The 13,193-nt window shown below is 66.7% G+C and carries 12 protein-coding genes; 8 read left to right on the top strand and 4 right to left on the bottom strand.

Annotated features, from left to right (window positions below):
• Positions 1–34: 34 nt before the first annotated feature.
• Complete coding sequence (locus ING15_RS17285) at positions 35–1,561, top strand: UbiD family decarboxylase (RefSeq protein WP_206456094.1); 1,527 nt, start codon at positions 35–37, stop codon at positions 1,559–1,561.
• A complete protein-coding gene (locus ING15_RS17280) occupies positions 1,558–2,136 on the top strand; it encodes a UbiX family flavin prenyltransferase (RefSeq protein ID WP_206456093.1) in 579 nt (192 codons plus the stop codon). Before ING15_RS17285 ends, ING15_RS17280 begins: the two co-directional genes overlap by 4 nt.
• A gap of 61 nt (positions 2,137–2,197) precedes the next feature.
• Here ING15_RS17280 and ING15_RS17275 read toward each other — a convergent pair whose 3' ends face one another.
• From ING15_RS17275 to lepA, 3 genes are all read right to left on the bottom strand, one after another.
• Complete coding sequence (locus ING15_RS17275; protein WP_206456092.1) at positions 2,198–3,193, bottom strand: DUF808 domain-containing protein; 996 nt, start codon at positions 3,191–3,193, stop codon at positions 2,198–2,200.
• Between the two features lie 79 nt (positions 3,194–3,272).
• Positions 3,273–4,565, bottom strand: a complete 1,293-nt coding sequence (locus tag ING15_RS17270; protein WP_206456091.1) for an Hsp70 family protein — start codon at positions 4,563–4,565, stop codon at positions 3,273–3,275.
• A gap of 1,048 nt (positions 4,566–5,613) precedes the next feature.
• Complete coding sequence (lepA, locus tag ING15_RS17265; protein WP_206456131.1) at positions 5,614–7,425, bottom strand: translation elongation factor 4; 1,812 nt, start codon at positions 7,423–7,425, stop codon at positions 5,614–5,616.
• Positions 7,426–7,547: 122 nt separating this feature from the next.
• On the opposite strand from lepA, the gene ING15_RS17260 reads away from it, so the two are divergent.
• Positions 7,548–8,015, top strand: coding sequence for a CYTH domain-containing protein (locus tag ING15_RS17260; protein ID WP_206456090.1), 468 nt, complete (start codon positions 7,548–7,550; stop codon positions 8,013–8,015).
• 35 nt (positions 8,016–8,050) lie between these two features.
• Positions 8,051–9,028: a CHAD domain-containing protein gene (locus ING15_RS17255; protein WP_206456089.1), complete on the top strand. Its 978-nt coding sequence runs from the start codon at positions 8,051–8,053 to the stop codon at positions 9,026–9,028.
• Between the two features lie 263 nt (positions 9,029–9,291).
• Here ING15_RS17255 and ING15_RS17250 read toward each other — a convergent pair whose 3' ends face one another.
• A complete protein-coding gene (locus ING15_RS17250; RefSeq protein WP_206456088.1) occupies positions 9,292–10,857 on the bottom strand; it encodes a winged helix-turn-helix domain-containing tetratricopeptide repeat protein in 1,566 nt (521 codons plus the stop codon).
• Positions 10,858–11,025: 168 nt separating this feature from the next.
• Here ING15_RS17250 and ING15_RS17245 point away from each other — a divergent pair, with 168 nt between their 5' ends.
• From ING15_RS17245 to ING15_RS17230, 4 genes are all read left to right on the top strand, one after another.
• Complete coding sequence (locus ING15_RS17245) at positions 11,026–11,238, top strand: tautomerase family protein (RefSeq protein ID WP_206456087.1); 213 nt, start codon at positions 11,026–11,028, stop codon at positions 11,236–11,238.
• 163 nt (positions 11,239–11,401) lie between these two features.
• Entirely contained in the window at positions 11,402–12,013 is a 612-nt protein-coding gene (locus tag ING15_RS17240; protein ID WP_206456086.1) for a hypothetical protein, read from the top strand.
• 121 nt (positions 12,014–12,134) lie between these two features.
• Complete coding sequence (locus tag ING15_RS17235; protein WP_206456085.1) at positions 12,135–12,452, top strand: hypothetical protein; 318 nt, start codon at positions 12,135–12,137, stop codon at positions 12,450–12,452.
• A 40-nt stretch (positions 12,453–12,492) separates the two neighbouring features.
• Complete coding sequence (locus ING15_RS17230) at positions 12,493–13,158, top strand: hypothetical protein (RefSeq protein WP_206456084.1); 666 nt, start codon at positions 12,493–12,495, stop codon at positions 13,156–13,158.
• Positions 13,159–13,193 lie beyond the last annotated feature (35 nt).

Raw genomic sequence — 13,193 nt, 5'->3', positions numbered from 1 at the left:
ATCGGCGGGGTATCAGGGCGGACCGAGAGGAAAGATGCCGATCCGCGACCTGCCCCCCTTCGCCAACCTCGGCGAGTTCCTCAGCCACCTTGACCGCTCAGGCGACCTGGCGCGGGTGGCTGAACCCGTTTCGCTCGAACACCAGATGACGGCGGTGCATCGCCATGTGCTGCGCCAGGGTGGCCCGGCGCTGCGCTTCGACGCGGCGACGGACCGCCTGGGCCACTCCGCGACGATGCCGGTGATCGCCAATCTGTTCGGCACGCGGCAGCGGGTAGCGGCGGGGCTGGGACTGACACTCGACAGGGTCGAGGAACTGGGCGAACTCCTGGCCGCGCTGCGTGAGCCAGCTCCGGTCGAGGGGATGCGCGACGCGTTCTCGCGTTGGCCGATGCTGCGCTCGGCGCTGGCGACCCGGCCCCGTCTGGTGAACCGCGCGCCCGTGCAGCATACGGTTCTGGAGGGCGGGGATGTCGATCTCGGCCGCCTGCCGGTGCAGACCTGCTGGCCCGGCGAGCCAGCGCCGCTGATCACCTGGCCGCTGGTGATCACCCGTCCACCGGAAACGGAAGCCGGCGACACCGCCCAGACCAATATGGGCGTCTACCGCATGCAGGTGCTCGGACGCGATCGTGCGATCATGCGCTGGCTAGCGCATCGTGGCGGCGCCGCGCACCACCGGGCCTGGGCGGCGCGCGGCGAGGCGATGCCGGTGGCGGTGGCGATCGGCGCCGATCCGGCGACGATGCTGGCCGCTGCCCTGCCGCTGCCCGAGGGAATCGCGGAACTTCGCTTTGCCGGCGTGCTACGCGGCGAACGCCAGGCGCTGGCGCCGGCGCGCACGGTCCCGCTGATGGTGCCCGCCGAGGCCGAGATCGTGCTCGAAGGCTGGGTTTCGCCGACCGAGACCGCGCCGGAAGGTCCCTATGGCGACCACACCGGCTACTACAACGCGGTCGAGTCATTCCCGGTGATGCGGATCAGCGCCATCACGATGCGCCGCGACCCGCTGTATCTGACCACCTTCACCGGCCGGCCGCCGGACGAGCCGTCGGTGATCGGCGAGGTGTTCAACACGCTGGCGCTGCCGATGATTCGCCGGCAGATTCCCGAAATCGTCGATCTGTGGCTGCCGCCCGCGGCGTGCTCCTATCGCATGGCGGTGATCTCGATCCGCAAGCGCTATCCCGGACAGGCCCGGCGGGTGATGATGGCGCTCTGGGGGATGCTGGCGCAGTTCTCCTACACCAAGACGATAATCGTCGTGGACGACGACATCGATCCCAGAAGCTGGTCCGACATTTCCTGGGCGTTGGCGACGCGCATGGACCCCTCGCGCGATCTCATGGTGATCGAGCGGACGCCGATTGACTATCTCGACTTCGCCTCGCCCGAGCCCGGTCTCGGCGGCAAGCTGGGGATCGACGCCACCAACAAGATCGGCGCCGAGACCCGGCGCGAATGGGGCGACGTTTTGGAGATGCCGACCCCCCTGGCAGAAGCGGCGGCGCAATTCTGCGAGCGGCTCGCACTGGTCGGATCGAAGGAGCTGCCGGCATGAGCGCCGCCCCCGTCATCCTGGGCGTCAGCGGCGCCTCCGGCGCGGCGATCGCCCTGCGTCTGGCCGAGCTGTTGAGCGCGGCGGCGGTGCCCGTCGAGCTGATCGTCACCCGCGGCGCCGAGAGAACCCTTGCCGAGGAAGTCGGCCCGGACGCGCTGGCCCGGCTCGACCGCCTCGCCACCAGACGTCATGCGATCGACGATATTGGCGCCACGGTCGCCTCCGGCTCCTATCCGGTCGCCGGGATGATCGTGGCGCCCTGTTCGATGCGCAGTCTCGGCGCCATCGCATATTCACTGAGCGACAACCTGCTCGTCCGCGCCGCCGACGTCCAGCTGAAGGAGCGGCGACGGCTGGTGCTGATCGCCCGCGAATCGCCGCTGCATCTCGGCCATTTGCGGGCCATGTGCGCGGTGACAGAGATGGGTGCCGTCGTCGCGCCCCCGAGCCCGGCCTTCTATCTGAAACCGGTAACCTCAGACGAGATCATCGACCAGATCGCCCGGCGCGCGGCCGACCTTCTCGGAGTGATGCCGCCGATGGCGCGGCGATGGGCGGGCGACCGCTCCCGATGACGGTTTGTCGGAGTGGCCGGACTGAAGCCACGGGCGATGCGGGCCTTGCGGCCCGCCAATCTCAATGCGCGGGCGCGTCCTTCTTGCCGTTGACGGCGTTCCAAAGCGGCGCGACGACGGCCCCGACGATCGGGATCAGTGCCGCGCCGACGGCGAGGCCGACGATACCCGATCCGGCCGCCGCCACCAGCCAATGGACGAAGCCGCCGAATTCGCCGATCGCATGGACCGCCGCCTCGGCGCCGAGCTCGATCGTGTGGCCGATGGTGGTAAAGCCGTATTGCTCAAGGCCGTGGACGATGATGCCGCCGCCGACCCAGATCATCGCGGCGGTGCCGACGACGGCCAGCACCTTGAGGAAGATCGGCATCCCGACGACAAGGCCGCGACCGATGGCGCGGATCACCGGACCAAGCGCCGAGGACGTGTCGCTCCTGGCCATGGCGAGCCCGACGTCGTCTGCCTTGACGATCAGCGCGACGCCGCCATAAACGAGCGCGGTGATACCGACGGCGACGATTGCCAAAACCGCGGCCTGCATGGCGAGGCCGCCTTCCGGAAGCCCGGCGAGGGTGATCGCCATGATCTCGGCAGAGAGGATGAAATCGGTCTTTACGGCGCTCGCGACCTTCTGGTTCTCCAGCGCCTTCGGGTCGGTCTTCGCGCCGGTAAGCTTGGCCTCATGGGCATGGGCCTTGTGGGGAAACAGCGCCTCGTACACCTTCTCGGCGCCTTCGTAGGAAAGATACAGCCCGCCCAGCATCAACAGCGGGGTGATCGCCCAGGGCGCGAAATAACCGAGCAGCAGCGCCAGCGGCAACAGGAAGACGAGCTTGTTCTTGAGCGAGCCGCGGGTGATGCGCCAGATGATCGGCAGTTCGCGCTCTGGCTTGAACCCGGTGACGTAGCGCGGCGTCACCGCGGCATCGTCGATGACCACGCCCGCCGCCTTGGTACCGGCCTTGGCGGCTTGCCCGGCGACATCGTCGAGCGAGGCCGCCGCCACCTTGGCGAGGCCTGCGATGTCGTCGAGAAGCGCGATCAGTCCGATGCTCACGATCCGGTCCTTTGGTTCAGCTCAGGGTCGACCCCATCCGACACGTTATAGGTCGCGCGCGCCGTTTAGCGAACGCAGGCTACGCGAACCGCCGGGCGGCATCGACGGCCAAGCCGAGTCCGACGCTGCCGAATTCGTCCGCCTGGGCGATGGCGGCGCCGGGAAAGCGCCGGGTGGCGACGGCGCGCACCGCCGGCACCAGTGCGCCGCCGCCGGTGAGGATCACGGTCTGGATCGATTCGGCCGCGACCCCGGCGCTGGCGAGGGCCGCGTCGATCGCGCCGGCGATGCGGCCGTTGAGCTCAGCCGTCGCCGCATCGAAGGCAGCACGGGTCACCGGCAGGTCGAGCGCCAGCCCCGGCTCGTGTAGCGTGACGGCTGCCTGGGTATCCTCGGTCAGGGCGATCTTGGCCGCCTCCACCGCGCCGGCGAGGCGATGGCCCGAACGGTGGACGAGGAGATGGGCATAACGGGCGAGCTTGTCCGGTTCGGCGGCCTCGCGCTCCAGACTTCGGATGTCGCGGCTGTTCTTGGCCGTGTAGAGCGTGTTGATGCGGTGCCAGGTGGCCATGTCGTTGAAGTACCAGACCGGCATCGCCCGCTTGCCGTCGGCGGTCGTCGAGCCGAGGCCGAAATGCGGCATCACCGCCGCGATGTTGAGCAGGCGGTCGAAATCCGTGCCGCCGACATGGACGCCGGTGGTGGCCAGAATGTCGGAGCGGCGGTCGACCTGGCCCGCGGCCGCGCTGGCGGCGCGTGGCGACAGGCGCAGGATCGAGAAATCCGACGTGCCGCCGCCAATGTCGACGACGAGGGCGAGCTGTTCGGCCGTGACCGTGCGCTCGTAATGGAGCGCGGCGGCGACCGGCTCGTACTGGAACTCGATATGGCGGAACCCTTGCGCGCGGGCCGCGGCCTCCAGTTGCCCTTCGGCGGCGCGATCGGCCGCATCGTCCTCGTCGACGAAGCGCACCGGGCGGCCGAGCACAATCGAATCGAGGGTTGCGCCCGCAGCGCCCGGGTCGGCGCCGACGGTCTCCTCCAGCCGCTCGCGCAGATGCTTGAGGAACCGGCCGATCAACTCTTCGAAGCTCATGCGCTTGCGGCCGATCGGCGTCGTCTCGGCCATCAGCGAGGTGCCGAGGATCGATTTCAGCGCCCGCATGAAGCGGCCCTCGGCGCCGTCGCGATATTCGAACACCGCGGCGCGGCCGACATAGGTCTCGCCGTCCTCGAGACTGAAGAACAAGGCTGACGGGATGGTCAGATGGGCACCTTCGAGCGGCACCAGCCGCGGCGTCGCGCCGGGGGCTGCGAGCGCCAGGGTGGAATTGGTGGTGCCGAAATCGAGGCCGGGAAACAACGGGGTCATGCAAAGGCTCTGGAACAGGCGGAACACGCCGGGCGGGCGAGGACGTCCGGGGATGGAAAGGGACGGGGAGAATGTGGAGCCGCGGTGCTTAGCCGAAGCGGCGGGCAAGATGAAGGCATGGCGGCGCGTTTCCGCGCCCGGATGGGCCGGAGAGTTGGATTTTCTGTCCCCTCCTTTCAATCCCCTCGCGGAGTTCGTCGCTTGGGGGCCAGTTTCTTTGTCCCCTCCTTAAGCTTCGCCTTGCGGCTTGCTGAGGGGCCCGGTTCTCTGTCCCGCCCTTAAGCTCCTCGCGAAGCTCGTCGCTGGCGGGTCCCTGGTTGCCGCTCTCACGAGCGGCGAGACGCCGGAGGCGAACCCTCCGACTGTTTTACGTCATACGGTCCGCCTCCGGCATCCCGCGCGGCGTTTATGCGACCCTCCGACATGAGCGCCCTTGCGTTGAGTGGGCTCCCATGCGCTGCCGGCTGTTCGGCCCTTGCGGGGCCTCAAGCGGACCAATCCGCGGACGCCTCGTTAGTGGGCGACGGTCCGGCGGAGCAAAGGGTCGTCCGGGCCGGGCACTTCTCCGGAAGAAGCCCCGTCGCGGACACCGCCCGCCAGCCCCCGAACGATCCCGGTGATCATTCGCGCCCGTTCCGTGGGCCGGCGGTGAGGACAGTATGTGGGAGGCGGCGAGGGGTGGGGAAAAAGTTTATGGAAAGATGCCGTTTTGGGCGGAGGCGCAACGCTCCCTTCGCCCTGTGGAAGAAAAGGGCGCCCGCCGTCGCGCTTCGTCATCCCGGCCTTGAGCCGGGACCCATGCCGCGACTTTATCCTCATCCTGTCCGGCGACGGATTGGCGGCTCGCATGGCTTGGCATGGATCCTCGGCTCAAGCCCGAGGATGACGACCGCGTGGGGCGGGTTCGCCAATCTACGAGGCTAAGGATGACGACCATCCCGGATGTTGCGTTCAGTCGGGGACGGCTCCGAATTTGACGACCTCAGCCCCGCTCGCCCCGCGCTCCTCGATCCGCGCCTTGGCGTGAGGATGGAGGCGGATCACAGGATCAGCTATCCATCTTCAGCGCGGCGATGAAGGCCTCCTGCGGGATGTCGACCTTGCCGAACTGGCGCATGCGCTTCTTGCCCTCCTTCTGCTTGTCGAGGAGCTTGCGCTTTCTGCTGGCGTCGCCGCCATAACATTTGGCGGTGACGTCCTTCCTGAGCGCCGAGATGGTCTCGCGGGCGATCACCTTGCCGCCGATCGCCGCCTGGATCGGGATCTTGAACAAATGGTTGGGGATCAGTTCCTTCAGCTTCTCGCACATGGCCCGGCCGCGCCGCTCGGCCTGATTGCGGTGGACCAGCATCGACAGCGCGTCGACCGGCTCGGCATTGACGAGGATTCCCATCTTGACGAGGTCGCCCTCGCGGTACTCGGTCATCTGGTAGTCGAAGCTGGCATAGCCCTTGGAGATCGATTTCAGCCGGTCGTAGAAATCGAAGATCACCTCGTTCAGCGGCAGTTCGTAGGCGACCAGTGCGCGCTTGCCGACATAGGACAGATCGACCTGGATGCCGCGCCGCTCCTGGCAGAGCGTCAGGATGTTGCCGAGATATTCGTCCGGGGTGAGGATCGTCGCCTTGATCCAGGGCTCCTCGATGTGGTCGATCTTGACCACGTCCGGCATGTCGGCCGGGTTGTGCAGCTCTTGTATCGAGCCGTCGGTGAGGTGGATCTTGTAGACGACCGAAGGGGCGGTCGCGATGAGGTCGAGGTCGAACTCGCGGGACAGCCGCTCCTGGACGATTTCGAGGTGCAAGAGGCCGAGGAAACCGCAGCGAAAGCCGAAACCGAGCGCGGCCGAGGATTCCATTTCGAAGGAGAAGCTGGCGTCGTTGAGCCGCAGCCGGCCCATGGCGGCGCGCAAATCGTCGAAATCGGCGGCGTCGACCGGGAACAGGCCGCAGAAGACCACCGGCTGGGCCGGCTTGAAGCCGGGCAGCATCGTCGTCGTGCGGCGCTTGTCCTCGGTGATCGTATCGCCGACGCGGGTGTCGGCCACTTCCTTGATGCTGGCCGTGATGAAGCCGAGCTCGCCGGGGCCGAGCGCGTCCACCTGGACCATCTTGGGCGTGAAGACGCCGACCCGGTCGACCGGATACTTGGCGTCCGTGCCCATCATGCGGATCACCTGGCCCTTCTTCAACTCGCCGTCGATGACGCGGACCAAGACGACGACGCCGAGATAGGAATCGTACCACGAGTCGACCAGCATCGCCTTCAACGGCGCGGCCCGGTCGCCTTCCTTCGGCGGGGGCAGGCGGTGGACGATCGCCTCCAGCACGTCCTCGATGCCGAGGCCGGATTTCGCCGAGATCATCACGGCTTCCGAGGCGTCGAGGCCGATCACCTCCTCGATCTGCTCCTTGACCTTGTCGGGCTCGGCGGCGGGCAGATCGATCTTGTTGAGGACCGGCACGATTTCGAGATCGTTGTCGAGGGCGAGATAGACATTGGCGAGCGTCTGCGCCTCGACACCCTGCGCCGCGTCGACGACGAGCAGCGCGCCCTCGCAGGCCGACAGTGAGCGCGACACCTCATAGGCGAAATCGACATGGCCGGGCGTGTCGATGAGATTGAGGACGTAGGTCTCGCCATTCTTCGCCGTATAGTGCAGGCGCACGGTCTGCGCCTTGATGGTAATGCCTCGCTCGCGCTCGATATCCATCGAATCGAGCACCTGCGCCTTCATGTCGCGCAGCTCCAGCCCGCCGGTCGACTGGATCAGCCGGTCGGCCAGAGTCGACTTCCCGTGGTCGATATGGGCGACGATCGAGAAGTTGCGGATGTGGTCGAGGGGCGTGTTCGCGGGCATGGTGCTCATGGGCGGCGATATAGAGACTTGTAACGGTTCTTGGAAGCACCGTTTCGCGCGGCGGCGACGATGGGGCCGGACGGCGACGGAACCCGGCAGGCGGCGGGCGCGTCTTTGTTGGTATGGGACGCGAGATCGAACGCAAATTTCTGGTGATCAGCGACAAGTGGCGCGGCGCCATCGCCGAAACCCGACGTCTCGAGCAATTCTATCTGTTCGTGCGCGAGGATGCCTCGGTGCGGGTGCGAATCCGGGATAGGACAAGCGCGCGACTGACGATCAAGACCGGCAGCGGCATGGACCGCGGCGAGTTCGAATACGACATTCCCCTCGCCGATGCCGAGGCGCTGTGGGCGAGCCGGGTGGGGATCGTCGTGGAAAAGACCCGCCACATCGTGCCGCTCGGCGCGTTCCGGGTCGAGATCGACGTTTTTGACGGCGCGCTCGCCGGGCTGGTGATGGCGGAGATCGAGCTGTGGGACGCAAGCGACGCGCCGACGCTGCCGGCCTATCTCGGCCGCGAGGTGACCGGCGACGCGCGTTTCACCAACGCCCGGCTTGCCATCGACGGCCGGCCGGAAGAGGTTTGAATGGCGACGACGGCGCGACGGGGAGGGGACAGCGCATGGCATTCAGGATCGATCCGGGACAGGCGCTCGACGCGGAGGTCCGCCGGATCGCGAGCGAACAGCTCCACAAGGCCGAGCGCGAGTTGGGCGAGGATTGCAGTGACCGGCACGCGACCATCCATGCCGCGCGCAAGCGCCTGAAGAAGCTGCGCGGCCTGTTGCGGTTGGTGCACCACGCGGATGCGGATTTCTACGCCGAGGAAAATGCCCGATTTCGTGACACCGCCCGGGCGCTGTCGGGGGTGCGCGACGCAGCCGCGCAGATCGAGGCACTGGACGCTTTGGCGGCGCGCTTTGCCGGCGAAGTCGAGACCAAGGCCTTCGCGGCGATCCGCGCCCGATTGACCGAGCGGCGCAACGCCGCAGCGGCCAGCGAGGCCGATCTGGAAGCAGCAATCGATGCGGCGCTCATCACGCTCGGCGAAGCCCGGCGGCGTCTCGACGGCTTCGTCGTTCGGCGTCCCGACCGTAACGGCGCGACGCTGGCCGCCAAGGGGTACGCGCGGACCTATCGACGGGCGCGACAGGCGCTCAAACGGGCCGAGAAGCGGCGTGACGCGGAGTCCCTGCACGAATTGCGCAAACGGGTGAAATATCACTGGATGCATCTGCGGCTGCTCGCCCCGGTCTGGCCGGAAGCCTTGGCGCCACTGCGCGATGCCGCCAAGGCGATCGCCGACGATCTCGGCCTCGACCATGATTACGCGGTGTTCCGGGCCGAGGCGGCCACAGCGCCCACGGCTTTCGGGTCGTCGTCCGACCTCTCGGTGGTGCTGGCGCTGATCGACCGGCGCCAGAGCGAATTGCGGCAGGCGGGTCTCGACGCCGCGCGCCGGCTGCTCGCGGATGACGCCGATGCGGCCGGCCTGCGGATGCGGCGTCTGTTCCGGGCGGCGAGGGCGGTCGCGGCGCGCGATTCCGAAGCGCCGGCCGAAGCCCCCGAGGCCGACCGGCGGCGTGTCGCCGCCAGTTAAGATTTCCAACAGGCTTGGCCCGCCGCTACCCGGCAAACCATCGCGAGGCGGCATTTGCTTTCGCCGACGGGCGCGGCATAACCTCCTCCTGCAAGGAACGAACACAGGATCACCGTCGGCGGTCTCGACCCATGTCTGCTGGCTTATGCCTGGATTGGGCCGGCGGAGCGACTGGCCGCGCCGGAAATGCGCTTCTCCAAGCCGGTTCGTAAGGGCTGAGAGCCGTCCGGGGCACGCATCGCTCGAAACGCCACCCTTGTGTCTTATGAAAAGCCTTGATCCGCGAGGGTTTTCGCGATCCGGCGCCGGAGCGGGCCATCCGCGAACGGGAACGAACTGAAGAAATGGGTCTGCGAGATATCGTCGCGGCGAGCGCGCGCATCCTCGGCCCACAGCGTCGCGCGCCGCTCGTCGCCGTTCAGGGCATGGGCGACGACGGCGATCATGGCGATCAGTACGTGGGCGCCCGGCGACCGCGCCGCGCGGTCCGCCCAGTCGGCGGCCTCGGCGGTCTCGCCGCGGATCAGGCAGGCGAAGGCCCGCGTCCCCAGCATCGCATAGCGAAACGGATCGAGCGGGCTGAGCGACAGCGCGATCCGGGCATTCTGCGTGCCTTTCACGTCGCGTTCGCAAATCGTGTCCGCCCAGGCGCGGGCATAGAAGCCTTGCGCGTAATTCGGACTGAGCGCGGTGGACCGGTCCAACCAGGATAGGCTGCCGTCGATATCGCCGGTCAGCCAGAAGGCCCGTCCCATGGTGAAGTTGGCAAAGGGATCGATCGGATCGAGTTCCACGCTGCGCTCGGCGGAGCGGCGCGCCGCCTTGACGGCCATCGCGGGCTCGTCCGAATAGCGCAGAAAGGCATTCTGGAACGCGGTCGAGGACAGGCCGGCATGGGCGCGCGCGAAGCGCGGTTCCTTGGCGATCGCGCTTTCGAAGAGGCCGGCGGCGACCGCGTTGTCCTTCTTGTTGAACCGGTACAGATGCTGAAGCCCGAGGTGGTAGGCGGACCACGCATCCAGATTTTCCGGTGCCCCCAAGCGGGCGAGATTGGCCTCGTTGAGCGGAATCTGAATCTCCAGGGCGGCGATGATGTTCGCGACGATCTGGGAGCGGATCTCGTGAATGTCGTCGAGCCTGGCGGCGAAGCGGTCGCCCCAGACCACACCGCCGGTGCGTGTGTCGGCGAGCTCGACGACGACGGTCACGCCATCGCCGAACATTTCGACGAGGCCGGACAGACAATAGCGGACGTTGAGTATCTCGCCGATCTCGCCGACGTCCGGGTCGGGCGATCGGAAGCGGAACGAGGACCCGCGGGCGATGACGAACAGCCAGCGCAGTCGCGACAGTGCGGCGATCAGATCGTGCGGCAGGGCGTCGGCGATGGCCCCGTGCGGTCCGGCAACGCCGAGCAACCGGAAGGGAAGCACGGCGATGGACGGGCGGGCGTCGTCCGCGATCTTGATCGGCCATTCGGTCCGGCACGGCGAGGCTACCGGCCGTGAGCCTTGCGATGCGAGGGTCCTGACCTCGGCAACGAAACGCAGACCCTGGCCGTGCACGGTACGGATAAAACACTGCGCCTTGCCGTCGTCGCCGAGCGCACGGCGGGCGGATTTGATGCGGCTGGTGATGGCCGAGTCGGAGACGATGCGGCCGTCCCAGATCTTTTCGACGATCTCGTCCTTGGAAATCATGCGCTCCCGGTTTTCGACGAGAAGCACAAGCAGGGCGAAGACTTGCGGCTCCACCGGCACGACCGTGCCGTTGCGCCGCAACTCGACCTGGCTGGCGTCCAGTTCAAAGGATTCGAAAACATAAAGCATCGTCCCACCGCCATAGAGCGCATGCTCCGCTGGCGAGCCTAGCATATCTCCACGCTATCTCCCCGAATTCTCCCGCTATCCTCCCAGTATACCGCAGGGGAATACGCTACGACCATAACGCCTGTTCAAACATCGCGGCAGGCCGGTCCAGATCAAAGGAGAAAAATCATGCCACTCGTCGACATTCAGCTGATCGAAGGCGTCTTCTCGGCGGCGCAAAAGAAGGAAATGATCGAGAAGGTCACCGACACCATGGTCAAGATCGAGGGCGAGGCGATGCGCGGCGTCACCTGGGTGCGGGTTCAGGAACTCGGTAGCGGCGAATGGGGCATCGGCGGCAAGGCGCTGACCACCGAGGACGTCAAGGCCCTGCAAGCCTGATCGTCCTCGCCCCGCGCTTGTCCAGACTTTCCGCGCCGCCGCGTTTGGCCGCGGCGGTCAGACCCTTCGCGCATCCCGACAACCGGAGCGGCGCCGATCGCCGAAAGGGTCGACCGCGCCATACGCGGTGTTCGACCCGATCCATGTCCAGGAGCATCAAGCCATGTTTGCGATCTCGTCACTCGGTTCCAATGAACTCATCCGGTTCAGAGCCGCCGCGCGCGGCGTCAGTGCCGCGATGCTCTCCGCGGCCGCATTCGTGCCGGTCGGCGCGGGAGCTCAGAGCGCGGAAGACATGATCGCGGATGCGCTGCGCGCGGCGCCTCCCGGCATTTCTCAGACCGCCACCGTCTCGGATCTCGCCGGGAAGGTCCTGCGCGAGGGCAGTGGCGCCTACACGTGTTTTCCGGCTCCCACCGGCATTGCCGGCCCCATGTGCATGGACGCCGAATGGCTGACCTGGATGGACGCCTGGATGAACCAGAAGCCGTTCACCGCCAAGTCGGTCGGCATCGCCTATATGATCGCAGGCGACAGCCCGGAGGGCGGCGCGAGCAATATCGACCCGGCCGCGGCCACGCCCACCTCGGATAACGAATGGGTCGTCGAGGGGCCGCACATCATGGTGATCTCTCCCGACCCGGCCGACCTCGAAGGGTTGCCCGTCACCATGGCGACCGACGGCCCCTACGTGATGTGGTCCGGAACACCGTACGCCCACATCATGATCCCAGTGGGAGAACGGCCGGATCAGCGGGAAGTCGTGCAAAAATAGCGCGATCCATGGCGCCCGCTGTCATGGGCCGGCGTGACCGGTGCTGGCGCGTTCAACGGTTCGTCGATGTCGTTGGGGCCGCGCCATGCCTGCCTGATCCGCCGAACCGGAGTCCGATAATTTGCTGACTTTTCCCACCCGACGGGAAGCCGCTGATGGGCTCGGCAAGGCACAGACGACCTTTCGCTGGCCCGACCATCAACCCGGCGACGATCGCCGAAAGGAGAACATCATGTCTCGACCATCTCTCTCCATCGCACTTTGCGTATTCGCCGGAGCGTTCGGTTGGCTTTCGGTGTCGGCGGCGGATGCCGGCCCCAAGGGTACGAAGGCCATTCTGCTGGATGTGGTGAAGGTCCAGCCCGCGCAACAGAAAAAACCCGCTGCCGCCGTTGACCAGAACATCCTGCGGCAGTTGTCCTTCAGCCTTCAGCCTTGAGCCGGGGGCGCGCAATGGCGCCCACGTTCTGCAATGGGCGATGCGGGCCGGCAGCGAGGGACGGCCGATCGTCAGTGGCAATCGCTACCGGCTGGTCAATCTGGCGGCGGCGCGCGGCATCAAGCGTCAGAAGCGGCCGATCGCCGCCAATCTCGGCTGGCTCGACAAGAACGCCGGTGACTTCAACGTGCTGATCCAACGGCAGAAGGGCGACGGCCAGGTCCGCTATGGCGACGTCGTGGCATTGAACCTGTCGTCCTATGGCTGGCTGAAATACAAGAAGCAGAGCGCCGGCATCAATATCAGCGACGACGACAACAAGCCGCACTACATCTGGGTGGTCCAGGGGGGCGAGCCAGGCATGAAGATTGTCGCCGGCCTGCCGTTTTCGCTACGCAACACCAAGATCGGCGCGGCGATGATCTACTGCAAGCGATCGCACGGGATTGATCTCGGCTGGGACAAGAAGAGCAAATGCGGCGGGTTTCTCGCCGATGCGTCAGGCTTCGCCTTCGGCGACAATGGTCTGTTTTCGGGTGACGGACTGACCGGCAAGGGCGTCGAGAAACTGAGAAGTTATGTTTGCGAAGCCGGAGTGGGCGCTCTCGGCGCGGCAATTGTCGCCGAGACGGGCGGGACCGCGACTCCAGCCGTGGTCGCCGCAGCCCCGCTCGCGATCGAAAAATGCAAGGCTCTCGCCAGCTAGGCAGTCCAACGGGCGAGATCGAAACGGAAGCAAGC

The organism is Aurantimonas marina (assembly GCF_017183135.1).
Classification (GTDB): Bacteria; Pseudomonadota; Alphaproteobacteria; order Rhizobiales; family Rhizobiaceae; genus Aurantimonas; species Aurantimonas marina.
The sequence above is the reverse complement of the archived record's forward strand: the minus strand, read 5'-3'. Positions and strand labels throughout refer to the sequence as shown.